The 14,943-nt window shown below is 67.5% G+C and carries 13 protein-coding genes; 5 read left to right on the top strand and 8 right to left on the bottom strand.

The genetic code is table 11. The annotated features are described in order from the left end of the window. Window positions 1-57: 57 nt before the first annotated feature. Window positions 58-1,500, top strand: a complete 1,443-nt coding sequence (locus AC4EEO_RS19820; protein WP_491339544.1) for a sugar porter family MFS transporter — start codon at window positions 58-60, stop codon at window positions 1,498-1,500. Between the two features lie 78 nt (window positions 1,501-1,578). Here AC4EEO_RS19820 and AC4EEO_RS19815 read toward each other — a convergent pair whose 3' ends face one another. The 6 genes from AC4EEO_RS19815 to AC4EEO_RS19790 form a co-directional block, all read right to left on the bottom strand. Beyond that, window positions 1,579-2,805 (bottom strand): MFS transporter, encoded by a 1,227-nt coding sequence (locus AC4EEO_RS19815; protein ID WP_109864205.1) that lies wholly within the window; start codon window positions 2,803-2,805, stop codon window positions 1,579-1,581. 28 nt (window positions 2,806-2,833) lie between these two features. Then, the gene (locus tag AC4EEO_RS19810; RefSeq protein ID WP_133832347.1) at window positions 2,834-3,271 is read right to left on the bottom strand and encodes a MarR family winged helix-turn-helix transcriptional regulator; all 438 of its coding nucleotides are present in this window, start codon (window positions 3,269-3,271) and stop codon (window positions 2,834-2,836) included. A gap of 41 nt (window positions 3,272-3,312) precedes the next feature. Further along, window positions 3,313-3,804: a GNAT family N-acetyltransferase gene (locus AC4EEO_RS19805; RefSeq protein WP_133832431.1), complete on the bottom strand. Its 492-nt coding sequence runs from the start codon at window positions 3,802-3,804 to the stop codon at window positions 3,313-3,315. A gap of 209 nt (window positions 3,805-4,013) precedes the next feature. After that, on the bottom strand, window positions 4,014-5,177 hold the full coding sequence (locus AC4EEO_RS19800; protein ID WP_491339543.1) for a mannitol-1-phosphate 5-dehydrogenase: 1,164 nt from the start codon (window positions 5,175-5,177) through the stop codon (window positions 4,014-4,016). Next, on the bottom strand, window positions 5,177-7,231 hold the full coding sequence (locus AC4EEO_RS19795; protein ID WP_018763672.1) for a PTS mannitol transporter subunit IICBA: 2,055 nt from the start codon (window positions 7,229-7,231) through the stop codon (window positions 5,177-5,179). Before AC4EEO_RS19795 ends, AC4EEO_RS19800 begins: the two co-directional genes overlap by 1 nt. 88 nt (window positions 7,232-7,319) lie before the next feature. After that, a complete protein-coding gene (locus tag AC4EEO_RS19790; protein ID WP_109864202.1) occupies window positions 7,320-8,048 on the bottom strand; it encodes a TetR/AcrR family transcriptional regulator in 729 nt (242 codons plus the stop codon). A 160-nt stretch (window positions 8,049-8,208) separates the two neighbouring features. Here AC4EEO_RS19790 and ptsP point away from each other — a divergent pair, with 160 nt between their 5' ends. The 3 genes from ptsP to AC4EEO_RS19775 are packed head-to-tail and all read left to right on the top strand — an operon-like array spanning window position 8,209 to window position 11,185. Next, a complete protein-coding gene (ptsP, locus tag AC4EEO_RS19785; RefSeq protein WP_491339542.1) occupies window positions 8,209-9,894 on the top strand; it encodes a phosphoenolpyruvate--protein phosphotransferase in 1,686 nt (561 codons plus the stop codon). A 53-nt stretch (window positions 9,895-9,947) separates the two neighbouring features. Beyond that, complete coding sequence (locus AC4EEO_RS19780) at window positions 9,948-10,370, top strand: helix-turn-helix domain-containing protein (protein WP_018763675.1); 423 nt, start codon at window positions 9,948-9,950, stop codon at window positions 10,368-10,370. Further along, complete coding sequence (locus AC4EEO_RS19775; RefSeq protein ID WP_491339541.1) at window positions 10,370-11,185, top strand: alpha/beta fold hydrolase; 816 nt, start codon at window positions 10,370-10,372, stop codon at window positions 11,183-11,185. The genes AC4EEO_RS19780 and AC4EEO_RS19775 overlap by 1 nt, the downstream gene beginning before the upstream one ends. Before the next feature lie 16 nt (window positions 11,186-11,201). Here the strand turns inward: AC4EEO_RS19775 and AC4EEO_RS19770 are convergent, their stop codons facing one another. Then, window positions 11,202-12,422, bottom strand: a complete 1,221-nt coding sequence (locus AC4EEO_RS19770) for a PucR family transcriptional regulator (RefSeq protein ID WP_018763677.1) — start codon at window positions 12,420-12,422, stop codon at window positions 11,202-11,204. Window positions 12,423-12,655: 233 nt separating this feature from the next. On the opposite strand from AC4EEO_RS19770, the gene ald reads away from it, so the two are divergent. After that, window positions 12,656-13,774 carry an alanine dehydrogenase gene (ald, locus tag AC4EEO_RS19765; protein WP_133832433.1) on the top strand — a complete coding sequence of 373 codons (1,119 nt, stop codon included), beginning with the start codon at window positions 12,656-12,658 and terminating at the stop codon, window positions 13,772-13,774. A 99-nt stretch (window positions 13,775-13,873) separates the two neighbouring features. Here ald and AC4EEO_RS19760 read toward each other — a convergent pair whose 3' ends face one another. Next, window positions 13,874-14,938, bottom strand: coding sequence for a Gfo/Idh/MocA family protein (locus AC4EEO_RS19760; protein WP_491339540.1), 1,065 nt, complete (start codon window positions 14,936-14,938; stop codon window positions 13,874-13,876). Window positions 14,939-14,943 lie beyond the last annotated feature (5 nt).

Below are 14,943 nucleotides of genomic sequence, written 5' to 3'. Positions count from 1 at the left end.
TACAGCAGCCGACGACGTCCGCACCGCATCCATAAACCCCCAACACCAGGGAGAACCATGCCCACTGCACAGGAGCAGACAACCGCCCGGATTCCACGGCGGGTGATCTGGCTGGCGCTCGCGGGGGCGGTGGGCGGATTCCTCTTCGGCTTCGATTCGTCCGTGGTCAACGGTGCCGTGGACGCCATGAAGGAAGAATTCGCCCTATCCGAGGCCGTGACCGGCTTCGCCGTCGCCATCGCCTTGCTTGGCTGCGCCGCCGGGGCCTTCCTGGCCGGCAAGGTGGCGGACCGCTACGGCCGCATTCCCGCCATGAAGCTGGGCGCCTTGCTCTTCCTGGTCAGCGCCGTGGGCACGGGCTTCTGCTTCGGCGTCTGGGACCTGATCTTCTGGCGCCTGGTGGGCGGCCTGGGCATCGGCCTGGCGTCCGTGATCGCCCCCGCCTACATTTCCGAGATTTCACCGCGGAAGGTCCGGGGACGACTGGCCTCCCTGCAGCAACTGGCCATCACCACCGGTATCTTCGCGGCCCTGCTCTCCGATGCGCTCCTGGCCACGACGGCCGGTGGCGCGGACCAGTCGTTCTGGCTCGGTATCGAAGCCTGGCGGTGGATGTTCCTTGCCGCCGCCGTTCCCGCCGTCGTGTACGGCTGGGTGGCCTTCACGCTGCCTGAATCCCCGCGCTTCCTGGTGTTCCAGGGCAAGGAGGACCAGGCGCGGAAGGTCTTCGATTCGATTGCGCCCGCCGAGGACACCGACCGGCACATCCGCGACATCCGGGAAGCCATCGAGGAAGACAAGCTGGCCGGCCAAAAGGGTTCCCTGCGCGGCAAGGCGTTTGGCCTGCAGGCGGTGGTGTGGGTGGGCATCATCCTGTCCGTGCTGCAGCAGTTCGTGGGCATCAACGTGATCTTCTACTACTCCACCACCCTGTGGAAGGCCGTCGGGTTCCAGGAAAAGGACTCGCTGGCCATTTCGGTGGCAACGGCGGTCACCAACATCCTGGTTACCTTGGTGGCCATCGCCCTCGTGGACCGTATTGGGCGGCGCCCCATACTCCTCACCGGCTCCGTGGGAATGGCGGTGTCCCTGGGCGCCATGGCCCTTGCGTTCTCCTCGGCAACGGGCAGCGGCGAGGACATCACCCTGCCGGGCGCCTGGGGACCGGTGGCGCTCGTGGCAGCCAACGTGTTCGTGATCAGCTTCGGCGCGTCCTGGGGACCGCTGGTGTGGGTGCTCCTGGGCGAGATCTTCCCATCCAAGATCCGCGCCCGGGCCCTGGGCCTGGCAGCTGCCGCGCAGTGGGTGGCCAACTTCGCCATCACCCTCAGCTTCCCGGTGATGGCCGCAGGCTCGCTGCCCCTGACGTACGCCATGTACGCGCTGTTCGCGGCGGCTTCCTTCTTCTTCGTGATGTTCAAGGTGCCGGAGACCAACGGAATGTCCCTGGAGCAGGCAGAGACGCTGTTCGTGCCCAAGGGTTCCAAGAAGGCCTCGTAACGCCGCCCCGGCTTTCGCTGGAAACAACAAAACCCTCCATCACCTGGCGTGATGGAGGGTTTGTTTGTTGCCGGCCGCTTACACCACGTGTGGTTCGTGTGAGGAGAGGTAGGCCCGGCCGCCGAGGGCGATCAGGATGGCCACCACCATGGCCGCCGCGCCGGCAAAGAACGGAACCTGCGGGCCAAAGTGCTCACCGAGCTGTGCGGCCGCGAACGGGGCCAGGGCACCGCCCATCCAGCGGACGAAGTTGTAGCCGGAGGACGCCACCGGGCGGGGCGAATCGGAAACACCCATGGCCAGTTCCGTGTAGATGGTGTTGTTGACGCCCAGCAGGGCACCGGCGACGATCACCAGGACGACGACGGCCGGCACCGAGTGCCCCGCCGCCAGGCCCAGCCCGGCCAGGTCCAGCATGAGCAGGAACAACGTGCCGGTCAGCACCTTGACGGCACCGAAGCGGGCCTGCAGCGGCGGTGCCACGAAGACGGAGAACACAGCCACGGCCACGCCCCAGCCGAAGAAGACGCCGCCGATTCCGTAGGCGTTCATGCCCAGGATGAACGGGGTGAAAGCCAGGATGGTGAAGAAGCCGTAGTTGTAGAACAGGCCGCTCGCCGCCGTCGTCCGCAGTCCCTTGTGGCCCAGTGCCAGCAAGGGGTCCCGCAGGCGGACCTTGCGCTCGGGCAGCGGCGTCTTGGGCAGCAGGGCGATCAGGGCGATGAAGGCGGCCGCCATGAGGACGGCGGTGCCGAAGAACGGCGCGCGCCACTGCCAGCCGCCCAGGAGGGCGCCCAGGAGCGGGCCGAGCGAGATGCCCAGGCCCAAGGCGGCTTCGTAGAGGATGATAGCGGTCCCGGCACCGCCGCTGGCGACGCCGACAATGACGGCAAGGGCCGTGGCCACGAACAGGGCGTTGCCCAATCCCCAGCCGGCCCGGAAGCCCACCAGCTCACTGACGCTGGCAGACAGGCCGGAGAGCGAGGAGAAGATGACGATGACGGCCAGGCCGATCAGGAGGGTCTTTTTGCCGCCGATCCGTGACGAGACAAACCCTGTGATCAGCATGGCAAGTGCAGTGACCAGGAAGTAGCTGGTGAAGAGCAGCGAGACCTGGCTGGGGCTCGCCTGCAGGTTGGTGGCAATGGCGGGGAGGATGGGGTCCACCAGGCCGATGCCCATGAAGGCGAACACTGCAGCGAGCGCGGTGGCCCACACCGCCTTCGGCTGCTTGAGGAATGAGGCCTTTTCAGCCTGCAGGGTGTTTTCTGGTGCCGGCAGGGTTTCTGCGAGCTGGCCGTCCATGGAGGGTACTCCTAAATTCGTCACTGGTTCAGTTCTGGAGGGAAGCGTTGATTTTGTCGATGACCGGCAGCGCGTCAGCCAGGGCTTTGCGGTCCTGGTCGCTGAGGGTGCTCAGGATGCCTGCCATCACCTGGTTGCGGCGCCGGTTTGCCGAGTCGACGGCGTCCCGGCCCTCGGGGGTCAGGATCACCCTGACAGCGCGGGAGTCGTTCGGGTCCGGTTCACGGCGGGCCAGCCCGGCGCGCTCGAGCTTGATGATCTGCTCGGTGGCGCTGGGGACGCGGACCCCGAGATTGCGGGCGATCTCGCCGACGCGCTGGCCCTCGTCAAGCAGCATTTTGAGGGTGCTGAGCTGGGCGGCGCTGAGTTCACCGTCGGCGTCGAGGCGCCGGACCAGGTAGACGCTGTGGCGGAGGGCCTCGCGGAATCCGCTGGCAAGTTCCTGGAGTGCGTTATCGTCGTTCATCGTTAGGTAGCCTAACATTTAGGGCACCTAACAGTCAAGGCTCAGAGCGTCAACTTCATCCCGACATGGCTGGCCTCGAAGCCCAGCTGCTCGTAGAACCGGTGCGCCGCGGAGCGGCTGTGGTGCGTGGTCAGCTGCATCAGGGTGCAACCCCGGCGCCGGGACTCCGCGACGGCCCAGCCCACCATCAGCTTCCCCAGGCCCTGCCCGCGAAGGGACGCGGCAACGCGGACGCCTTCAAGCTGCGAACGCCAGGCACCCTGCCGGGAGATGCCGGGAAGGAAGCTGAGCTGGAAGGTGGCCACCACGGGGCCGGCCTGGTCCCCCACCGGCACGGCCTCGCCGACGATCAAGAAGTGGGCGGGGTCGGCGTCGATCGCGTCAAAGGCCCGCTGGTAGGGCTCCATGTCCTGTGCGGTCTCGCGGCCGGCGCCCAGGGCGTCGTCGGCGAGCAGCTGCACCATGGCCGGGAGGTCGGCAGGGGTGGCATGGCGGAGGCGGAACGTACCGCCGTCGACGTCGGCGGTCAGCAAGGGAGTCACGGCACGTTGGGTATCGGTCACCTGCCCAGCTTGGCACAGGATCTGAGCGGAGGTTTGGGGAAAGCGGGCAAAAGGTGAGCGGGCGTTGCGGGAAAGCGGGCAAAAGGTGAGCGGGGGTTTCCGGGGTATTGCACGACGGACGAACGCCGGCACCCACTCCTGCGATGAAGTGGGTGCCGGCGTCGCTGGGATGGCGCGCGTCAGGCGGGGGCGCCTGCCAGTTCGGCCTGCCGTTCCTCCACGAGGGTGGCGACGGCGCTGAACAGCGGGTGGTCCGCTTCAAGTCCGGTGATCCTGGCCGTGGCATCAGCCGGGCTGGCGGAGCCGAGGATGCCCGCGAGTTCGGTGGCCTCGGCGTCTGCGGGATCGTTGAAGCGGAGTGCGGCAGCGATCGCGCCCAGCAGGGCCTCCGGCACCACGCCGCGTTCTGCCAGCTCCGCCGCCGGGCCGATGAACCTCTCGTGGCGGCTCAGCTTCCGCAGCGGGGCGCGGCCCACCCGGTTGACGGTGTCCGGCAGGTAGGGGTTGGAGAACCGGACCAGGATCTTCCGGACATACGCCTCCTGCTCGTCGTTGCTGAACCCGTGCTTGGCCACCAGGAGCTGTTTGGTCTCCTCCAGCACCGCCCGGACATCTTCCGCCACATCCTGGTCCGCCATGGCGTCGGAGATCTTTTCCAGCCCCGCCTCAAACCCCAGGTAGGCGGCGGAGGCGTGCCCGGTGTTCACGGTGAAGAGCTTCCGTTCGATGTACGGCGAGAGGTCGTCCACGAAGGTGGCCCCGGGGATCACGGGCGCGGAGTCACCCAACGGGGTGCGGTCGATGACCCATTCGTAGAAGGTTTCCACGGTGACGTCCAGGCCTTGGCCGGGCTCCTGGTTGGGCACGATCCTGTCCACGGCCGTGTTCGCGAAGACCACCTTCCCATCCAGGGCCCCGGCTGCGGCGCCTGGCTGGGCGGCCACTTCCTTGGCCAGGATGTCCGTGGCGTTGATGGCGTTCTCGCAGGCCATCACCTGCAGGGGAGCCCGGCCGGGCTCCCTGGCGACGATGCCCTTGGCGATCACGGGCGCCACGAACTTCAGGATGTGCGGACCCACCGCTGTGGTGACGATATCCGCGGTCGCGATTTCCGCGACCAGCTCAGCCTCCTGGGTGTTGGAATTCAGCGCCCGGAAGTTGTCCACGGTCCGCACGGCGGGGTTCTCACCCACCTCGTGGACCGCATAGCTGTCCGCGGCCGCCAGCCGGGTGATCAGTTCATCGGCCACGTCCGCGAACACCACCTCGTAGCCGGCATCGTGCAGGAGCAGGCCCACGAAGCCGCGGCCGATGTTGCCGGCGCCAAAATGTACTGCCTTCACTATGAGTTGACCTTTCCGAAAAGCTCCAGGACTTCATCCTCGGACGTGGCAGCCTCGAGCCGGGCCACCTGCTCCTTGTTCGTGAAGACCTTGGCGATGGAGGACAGGATGTGCAGGTGTTCGTTGTTGATGCCTGCGACACCCACCACAAACTTCACTTCCTTGCCGTTCCAGTCGATGCCTTCGGGGTAGCGGATCACGGACACCGCGGACTTGCGGATGTGGTCCTTGGCGGCGTTGGTGCCGTGCGGGATGGCCAGGAAGCTGCCCATGTAGGTGGACACCGATTCCTCGCGCTCGTGCATGGCGGCGATGTAGCCCTCATCCACGGCACCCCGGGCCAGCAGGAGCCTCCCGGCTTCGTCAATGGCAGCGTCGCGGGTGGTGGCCGAACCCGTCAGGACCACGCTCTCCCGTGCCAGGATCTCGGAGGTCCCGGCCGTGGAAGCGGCGGTTCCTGCCGCGGCAGCGGGCGCAGCGTCCACCGGGGCTTCCGCGGCGTGCGCACCGTGGGTGGCGCCGGCGTCGGCCGAGCCTTCGCGCTCGGTGTTGCTCTCGCGGACCAGTTCAACAATCTCGTCATACCGCGGGCTGCTCATGAAGTTGTCCACGGAGTAGTGCACGGCGCTGGACGTCGCGGGCTTGGCACGCTCGGTGAGGTCCTGGTGGGTGACCACGACGTCGTAGCTGTCGGTGAGGTTGGCGATCGAGGCGTTGGTGACCTTGACGTCGGGGAACCCGGCGGCCTTGATCTTGTTCCGCAGCACCGAGGCTCCCATGGCGCTGGAGCCCATGCCGGCGTCGCAGGCGAACACCACGTTGCGCACCGGGCCGGCCAGGACGCCTACCCCGCCGCGGCCGGCGGCGGCACCCGCGGCAGTTCCGACGCCGGCGCCGGTGAGGGTTGAGGCAACCGAGCTCTTCTTGCCCTTCATCTCTTCCATGCGGGCGGTGGCGTCGCCGAGGTCCGCCTCATCGCTGTGCTTGGTGGTCCGCAGGATGACCGAGGACACCAGGAAGGAAACTGCCGCCGCGAGGACCACGGACAGGATCACACCGAAGTAGCTGTCGCGGGAGGTCTGGGCCAGCACGGCGAAGATGGAGCCCGGGGCGGCCGGTGCCACCAGGCCGGAGTTGGTGACGGCGAGGGTGGCGATGCCGGTCATGCCGCCGGCGATGGCGCCGAGGATCAGCAGCGGGCGCATCAGGACGTAGGGGAAGTAGATCTCGTGGATGCCGCCGAAGAACTGGATGATGGCTGCGCCGGGGGCCGACGCCTTGGCTGCGCCGCGGCCGAAGAACGTGTACGCGAGCAGGATACCCAAGCCGGGGCCGGGGTTGGCTTCGAGCAGGAACAGGATGGACTTGCCCTGGTCCAGCGACTGCTGGACGCCCAGGGGGGTGAGCACGCCGTGGTTGATGGCGTTGTTCAGGAACAGGACCTTGGCCGGCTCGATGAAAATGCTGGTCAGCGGCAGGAGGCCGTTGTGGACCAGGAACTGCACGAAGTTGCCCGCAGCAGTACTGAACGCAGTGACCAGGGGCGATATGCCGTAGAAGCCCAGCAGGGCCAGCAAGGCACCCCAAATGCCGGCGGAGAAGTTGTTGACCAGCATCTCGAAGCCGGGGCGGATCTTGCCTTCCCACAGCATGTCGATCTTCTTCATGGTCCAGCCGCCCAGCGGGCCCATGATCATGGCGCCGATGAACATGGGGATGCCGGCACCGACGATCACACCCATGGTGCCGATGGCACCCACCACGCCGCCGCGGACGTCGTAGACCATCTTGCCGCCGGTGTAGCCGATCAGCAGGGGCAGCAGGTAGGTGATCATGGGGCCAACGAGGCCGATGTTGGGCTTCCCGTCGGTCTCGCCGAATCCACCCAGCTGCGGCACCGGCAGCCAGCCCTTCTCAATGAAGAGGGCGGTGATGATGCCCCAGGCGATGAACGCACCGATGTTGGGCATGATCATGCCGGACAGGAATGTCCCGAACTTTTGGACGTGCACGCGCGCGCTGGTGCGGGGTTTTGCAACTGTCTCTGTTGCCATGTGATTTCCTAACCGTCATTCCTGCTGCTCCGCAGGATGGTCCGAATGATTACGACGACGTAGTGCTGGGTAATGCGCTGATTGGGGCTTAGCCGGCGGTGCTGGTGGAGATCCGGTGCAGCCATTCGAGGAAGAGCTTGAGTTCCGAGCTGGAAAGCTGGTCAGAGTGCGAGGCCTGAAGTGCGGCGTTCAGGGCGATCGCTGCCACCACCACCGAGGATTTTCCGGTGCTGCCCGCGGCCGGGCCGCTGGCAGGCTCGGCGGACACCGCGAAGATCATGGCGTCCCGGGTCATGGTGGACAATTCGAGGTTCCTCTCGGCGGCAGACTCCGCAATCAGCATCAACGTCACGCCCACGTTGGCCGCCAGGATGGACCTGGCCGCTTCCCTGGGCTGGACGTTCAGCTGGCCCGCCGCCGCTGCCTTGTTCAGCATCTCCTCCATCAGCGACTCGGCGTCCGCCACGATGGCGGGCCGGCTCTCCGGGCGGATGTTGCCAAACATCACCAGGTACAGCTCGGGCTGGTTCAGGCCGAACTGGACGTGGTTGTCCCACATTCTCCGGATGTCCTCAAGCGGCTGTCCGGAAGGGGCGAAATCCCTTTCGCCCGCGACATATTCCTCAAACCCTGCGGCGACGACGGCGTCGAACAGTCCTTCCTTGTCACCGAAGTGGTGGTACAGCGTGGGCGCCGAAACGCCCGCCAGCTGGGTGATCTGGCGGGTGGACACCGGCGCTCCCGCGGAATTTGCCAGCAACTCCGCGGCTGCGCGGAGCAGCCGCATTTTTGGGGGAAGCTGGCCATCCAAACTCATAACCGCTACCCTAGCACCTATAGCGTTGCTATATGAACTGAATCACATACAATTTTTTCAGGCACGTTTCCTGCCCTGGACGTAGCAGTCCACCGGCAGCCCCGGCACGGCGCCGGAGACCTTGGCGGGCCTGTCTACCGGCAGAGAATGAGGACCTTCAGTGCAGAACTTCCCAGGAGTAGGCGTCAGTCCGGGCCGCGTCATCGGCACCATCCGCCAGATGCCCAAACCAATCAGCGAGCCGCCCGCCGGCGAGCAGCTGGCGGCCGGCACCACTGCCGAGGAAGCGACTGCAGCACTGAAGGCCGCGGCCCAGGCCGTGCACGACGAACTGAAGGACCGGGCCACCCATGCCGTGGGTGACGGCAAGGCCGTCCTGGAAGCCACTGCGTTGATGGCCAAGGACACCATGCTCATCAAGGGCGCGGCCAAGCTTGTGGCGCGCGGGACCTCCGCTGAACGCGCCATCTGGGAATCCGGCTCCTCGGTTTCCGAGATGCTGCACAACCTGGGCGGCTACATGGCCGAACGCGCCACCGACGTCTTGGACGTCCGTGCCCGGATCGTCGCGGAGCTCCGCGGGGTTCCCGCCCCCGGCATCCCCGCCTCCAACACCCCATTCGTCCTGGTGGCCGAGGACCTGGCGCCGGCCGACACCGCCACGCTGGACCCCAACAAGGTCCTGGCGCTGGTCACCGCTGGAGGTGGCCCGCAGTCCCACACGGCCATCATCGCCCGGTCCCTGGGCCTGCCGGCAGTCGTTGCCGCCGTCGGCGTTGACGAACTCGCGGACGGCACCGAGGTGTACGTCGACGGCGCTGCCGGCAACATCACCTCGGAACCGGACGAGACCCTCCGGGCGACAGCCGAGGCCTGGGCTGCCACGGCGTCGCTGCTGGCAGAATTCAACGGCAAGGGCACGACGGCGGACGGCCACGAGGTGCCGCTGCTCGCCAACGTGGGCGGCGGCAAGGACGCCGAGGCCGCTGCGAAGCTCGGAGCCCAGGGTGTGGGCTTGTTCCGCACCGAGTTCTGTTTCCTGGAACGCGACACCGAACCCAGCGTCGAAGAGCAGGCAGCTGCCTACAAGAGTGTCTTCGACGCGTTCCCCGGCAAGAAAGTGGTCCTGCGCACACTGGACGCCGGCGCCGACAAGCCCCTGCCCTTCCTGACCGACTCCACGGAACCCAACCCGGCCCTGGGGGTCCGCGGTTACCGCACCGACTTCACCACTCCCGGCGTCCTGGACCGGCAGCTGGAAGCCATCGCACTGGCCCAGCAGCAGTCCGAGGCCGACGTCTGGGTCATGGCCCCCATGATCTCCACCGCCGAGGAAGCCGCGCGCTTCGCCTCCATGTGCGCGGACGCCGGCATCAAGACCCCTGGCGTCATGGTGGAGGTCCCCTCCGCCGCCCTCACCGCCGAAGCGATCCTCCGCGAAGTGGGCTTCGCCAGCCTGGGCACCAACGACCTCACCCAGTACGCCATGGCCGCCGACCGCCAGCTCGGCCCCCTGGCCAACCTGAACACCCCGTGGCAGCCCGCGGTCCTGCGCCTCGTCGGGCTCACGGTTGAAGGGTCCAGGGCCGAAGGCCACAACAAGCCCGTGGGTGTCTGCGGTGAGGCTGCCGCGGACCCCGCCCTCGCCGTCGTCCTCACCGGGCTTGGCGTGACCACCCTGTCCATGACGGCCCGCTCGCTCGCCGCGGTGGCCGCCGTGCTGAAGACGGTGACGCTCTCCGAGGCCCAGGAACTGGCAAAACTTGCCCTCTCCGCGCCGAGCGCCACGGAAGCCCGCGCATGGGTCCGGGAGAAACTGCCGGTCCTGGAGGAACTGGGGCTCTGATCCGGAGGAACGGCCTCGCCTGCCGGCAGCCGGACGCGGGATAGGCTACGTCCATGGCATTGATAGCCCCCCGCGTTACGGCCGGCCTGCCCGCAGGCGAGGCCGGCAGCCTTGCGCGCGCCCTGGAGGACAGCAACGACATCACCGTCTTCGTTGACGGCACCGTCCACCGGCTGCCCGCGCAGGCACGGGACGCCGTCGTGGATCTCCTGGCACGGCTGGGCCGCGGCGAAACGGTGACTGTGAGCAGCGTGGAGGAAATGCTGACCACCTCCCAGGCCGCGGAACTGGCGGGGATCTCGCACACGTACCTGCGCAACATGACCGACCGCGGCGAGATCCCGGTGGAGTACCGCGGCTCGCACCGCAGGATCCGGCAGGCCGACATCCTTGCATGGCTGGAGCACCAGAAGCTTGAGGACCGGAAGCGCAAGCAGGACAAGGCCGCCGCCGGCCGCGCCGGCGAGGCGGAGTAGTGCGGTTTCCCCGTGGCCTGCGCCGGAAAGACGCCGGGCTGCGCTCTACGGAGGTGGCCGCCAATGGTTTGACGGGGAGGTTGTTCTGGGCTGACGGTACGCCCGCACCCGGACAGGACGCTGCAGGCAACCCGGCCGGACCGGCCTATGTCCTCATTCACGGCATCGGCGTCTCCCACCGCTACCTTCGCCGTTTGCACGGCGAACTGGCCGGCGCCCCCACCTACTCCCTTGACCTGCCGGGTTTCGCCGGCACCCCCCGGCCCGGCAGGCAGCTCTCCGCGGAGGACTACGGCGCGTTCATCGCCCAGGCACTGAAGGCAAGCGGCATCGACTCCTACATCCTCGTCGGACACTCGATGGGCGTGCAGTTCACCATCGAGGCCGCGCTCTACGCACCGGAGCGGGCACGCCGGCTGGTCCTGATGGGACCCGTGGTGGATTCCCGGCACCGGAGCGTCCCGCGGCAGGGAGTGGCCCTCTTCCTGGACGCGCTGCTCCGGGAAAGTGCCTCATCCAACTGGATCGTGGTCACCGACTACTTCCGCTGCGGGCCGCGCTGGTATCTCACTGAAGTGCCGGTGATGATGGCTTACCCCACGGAGCGGCGGCTGGCCGGCATCAATGTGCCCGTCCTGGTCCTGCGCGGCAACCATGACCAGGTGGCCGGGCCGGAGTGGTGCATCCGGCTCGCCCAGGCCGTGCCGCAGGGAAGTTTCGTGGAAATACCGCAGGCAGGCCACGTGGTCCAGCATGTGCGCCCGCGGCAGGTTGCGGAGGCCATCCGGTCCTTCGACGGGGCGCCCTCCCGCTAACCGGGATTCCCTGGCGTCAGATCCTGGGCCTTGCCGCCCAGCGCCGCATCTTGAGCGCGGCATGCAGTTCCAGCCGCGGCAAGCCCTTCAGCGGGTCCACCCCCAGCAGTTGACGGATCCGCCCCAGCCGGTTGTAGATGCTGCTGCGGTGCAAGTGGAGCCGGGTTGCCACGTCCTGGACGGAGCCGTCATTGTCATACAGCAGCTCCAGGACGGGGATGAGCTCGCCGTTGCGGTCGTGGTCCTCAAGCATCCGGAAGTACACGGACCCGGAGTCCGCCCACGCACCCACTCCCCCGCCGGCCGACGCGAGCAGCTGGTAGACGCCGGTGGCGCGGCAGTCCACGAGTTCGCCCAGCTGCGGGTCGACGGCGGCCGCCTGGGCTGCCAGCCGGGACTGCCGGTAGGCCTCTGCGAGCTGGCGCGTCCTGGCGAACCCCTCGCTGATGCCCAAAATGATCCGGTGGACCGGCCGGCCGGAGCGCTTGGCCAGCTCCAGCTGGTAGTGCACCAGCACCTGGGCGTGGTTGGCCCTGCCCGTCGATTCGCGGAACAGCACCACCGAATGGGTTTCGGTGCCGGCACTGAAGAGGGCCGCATCCACACCCACCGTTGCCTGCAGCGCCGTAGAACGGTGGATCAGGGCCGATGCGATGGGGTCCGGCCCGCTGGCCCAGCCGTCCGCGTCGAGGATGGTGACCATCTGCCAGGGGCCGCGGCCCTGGACTTCCTTCCAGCCCGCCACCGCCGCCACCGCGTTGGGTTCCCCGGCGCAGGCTGCCAGGAACTCGCGCTCCCGGCCCCGCCGGAATTCTGATTCCGCCGTGTTCGAGTCGAGCAGGAGCCCCGAAAGCAGCTCGAGCTCATGGTTGACGCCGGGCAACTGGGTGAGGATCGCCGTCGGGCTTTCCTCTGCCGAGTCCTGCTGCACCCACAGGTAGCCGACGCGGAAGCCCCGGACCATCAGCGGGACGCAGACCCGGCCAAGCATGCCCAGGTCCGGATTACCCGGAATCACCACCGGCCGGACGGCGGTGGCGATCCCGTGGGAGAGCTGCCAGGCGCTGACATCCGCCGGGACCTTCTTGCTCAGCAGGAAATTCACCCGGACTCGGTCTGCGTGGGACTGGTTGGAGCTGTAGGCAAGCAGCAGGCCGTCCAGGTCCTCCAGGGATAGGCCGCGGCCAAGCTTCTGTGCCACCTGTTCGACGAGTTGCTCCACACCCTGCTGCTGCATGGGCTCACACTACTGCCTGCGCAGCCGGACCCACGAACCAACACGAGGCGACACCTGACGCTTCAGGAGTCGACAGTTGTCGAGCCTGGCACGGCAAAAACCCCGGAATCACGCGCCTGCGCCGGCCGGCCTCACCCCCGCCCATGTCGCCTGGCTCACAGGCGGATTTATCGTTGAAACACGAAAATCCTTCCACTTTCCCGGCCCGCCGGGACCACACCTTGGAGCAGACGATGATCATCGGCGTCCCCAAAGAGATCAAGAACAACGAATTCCGCGTAGCGATCACCGCTGCCGGCGTCCACGAGTTCCGCACCCACGGCCACACCGTCTTGGTGGAGCGCGGGGCCGGCCTGGGCTCGGGCATCACCGACGAGGAATACGCGATCGCGGGCGCCGAGATCGTCAATGAGGCAGACGACGTCTGGTCCCGCGCCGACATGGTCATGAAGGTCAAGGAACCGGTGAAGGCCGAGTACCACCGCTTCCGCAAGGGCCTGATCCTGTTCACCTACCTGCACCTCGCAGCAGAGCCGGAACTGACGCAGGAACTCATCAACTCCGGCGTCACCGCGATCGCCTACGAGACCGTGCAGGAAGGCCGCACGCTGCCGCTGCTGGCCCCGATGTCCGAGGTGGCCGGACGCCTGTCCGTCCAGGTGGGCGCCACCTCGCTGATGGCACCCGCCGGCGGCAAGGGCGTGCTGCTGGGCGGCGTCCCGGGCGTCCGCCCCGCCAAGGTGGTTGTCCTGGGCGCCGGCGTGGCCGGAACCAACGCCGCCGCCATGGCCCTGGGCCTGGGCGCCGACGTGACCATCCTGGACATCAACATCAACCGGCTCCGCGAACTCGACGCCCAGTACCAGGGCCGGCTGAAGACGGTCGCCTCCAACAAGTACGAGATCGAAAAGTCAGTGGTGGACGCCGACCTCGTGATTGGTTCGGTGCTGATCCCCGGCGCCAAGGCCCCCAAGCTGGTCACCAACGACCTCGTGGCCCGGATGAAGCCCGGTTCTGTCCTGGTGGACATCGCCGTGGACCAGGGCGGCTGCTTCGAGGACACGCACCCCACCACGCACCAGGAACCCACTTACAAGGTGCACAACACCATCTTCTACTGCGTGGCCAACATGCCCGGCGCCGTGCCCAACACCTCCACGTACGCACTGACCAACGTCACCCTGCGCTACGCCGTGTCCCTGGCCAACCTGGGCGTCAAGGCCGCGTTCGACCGCGACCCCGCCCTGGCCGCCGGCCTCAACATCGCCGCCGGCCACGTGGCACACCACTCGGTGTCCGAGGCGCACAACCTGCCGCTCGTCGCCGACTGGCACGACCTCGTTTCGGCCTAGGCCCTGTTGCCGTCGGAACGGCAGTCATCCAACGCGTGCTGCTCCTTCGTCGCTTTGACGCACGCTTTCTGGATGGCTGCCGTTCCGACGTTAAGGCACTTATGAGGCCATTTCACGTGCCTTTTCAATGATTCTTAGGACCTCGACAGCGTCTTCCGGGTCTACGGGAGCCGGCAACGGCGAGCTGACGCCGCCGTCGAGGATCTTGTCCGCCAGGATCCGGTAGAACTCCGGGTAGTTCCCCCGTTCTGTGGGGAGTCGGTCCAGGTGGCCGTCACGGCCCAGCAGCCCCGCCCACTCAGGCGCTTCCTGCCCGTACGCGGCGTCCAGGGGGCTGCCGCCGGCGGCAAGGTAGGGCTCTTGGGGGTCCACGCCGTTTTTCGTGTACCCGCCCACCGAACCAAGCACCCGGAAGCGCGGCTCCTGCTGCGCGCACAGCATGTTCATGGTCAAGTGGCTGGTAACGCCCGATTCGTGCCGCAGGACCAGGAAGACGTCATCGTCCGCGCGCTCATCGGACCGGCGCGCCGACAGCTCGGCGTGGGCCACCGTGGCGGGACCGAACAACTGCAGCGCCTGGTCCACCAGGTGGCTGCCAAGGTCGAACAGTGCCCCTCCCCCGTCCGCGGCCGTGGCCCGTGCTTTCCACGGCTTGGCGATGGTGGGCTGCCAGCGCTCGAACCGGGACTCGAAGCGTGTCACCTCACCCAGGGACCGGGCAGCCAGCAGTTTCCGCAAGGTCAGGAAATCACCGTCCCACCGCCGGTTGTGGAACACCGTCAATACCCTGCCCCGCTGCCGGGCCACCTCAACCAGGTCCTGCCCCTGCGCGCGGGTCACCGTGAACGGTTTGTCCACCACCACGTCCAGTCCAGCCTCCAGGGCCGCCTTGGCCAGCGGATAGTGCGTGTCCGGCGGCGTCGCCAATACCACCAGGTCAAGGTCAGCTGCCCGCGCAAGGACAGCGGCGCCGTCGCGCACCACGTCCACCCCCGGCAGCCGGGATGCGGCAGCCGCCTGCCGCCCGGCGTCGGACGTGGCAATGAGGTCCAGCGAATAGTTGCCGTTGGCTGCCAGCAACGGGCCGTGGAACACGCTCCCTGCCAGCCCGTAGCCGACGACGGCGGTGCGGATGGTGCGGGGGTCGCCTTCAGCTCCAGTCATGGAAG

The sequence above is a fragment of the Pseudarthrobacter sp. MOO13 genome (genome assembly GCF_058267655.1).
Note: the sequence above shows the minus strand (reverse complement) of the source record. Positions and strands in the feature narration are given on the sequence as shown.

Excerpts from the sequence above, each read along its gene's own strand:
- AC4EEO_RS19820 (WP_491339544.1), top strand. The coding sequence starts at position 58 with ATGCCCACTGCACAGGAGCAGACAACCGCCCGGATTCCACGGCGGGTG.
- AC4EEO_RS19815 (WP_109864205.1), bottom strand. The coding sequence starts at position 2,805 with ATGGACGGCCAGCTCGCAGAAACCCTGCCGGCACCAGAAAACACCCTG.
- AC4EEO_RS19810 (WP_133832347.1), bottom strand. The coding sequence starts at position 3,271 with ATGAACGACGATAACGCACTCCAGGAACTTGCCAGCGGATTCCGCGAG.
- AC4EEO_RS19795 (WP_018763672.1), bottom strand. The coding sequence starts at position 7,231 with ATGGCAACAGAGACAGTTGCAAAACCCCGCACCAGCGCGCGCGTGCAC.
- AC4EEO_RS19790 (WP_109864202.1), bottom strand. The coding sequence starts at position 8,048 with ATGAGTTTGGATGGCCAGCTTCCCCCAAAAATGCGGCTGCTCCGCGCA.
- AC4EEO_RS19780 (WP_018763675.1), top strand. The coding sequence starts at position 9,948 with ATGGCATTGATAGCCCCCCGCGTTACGGCCGGCCTGCCCGCAGGCGAG.
- AC4EEO_RS19770 (WP_018763677.1), bottom strand. The coding sequence starts at position 12,422 with ATGCAGCAGCAGGGTGTGGAGCAACTCGTCGAACAGGTGGCACAGAAG.
- ald (WP_133832433.1), top strand. The coding sequence starts at position 12,656 with ATGATCATCGGCGTCCCCAAAGAGATCAAGAACAACGAATTCCGCGTA.
- AC4EEO_RS19760 (WP_491339540.1), bottom strand. The coding sequence starts at position 14,938 with ATGACTGGAGCTGAAGGCGACCCCCGCACCATCCGCACCGCCGTCGTC.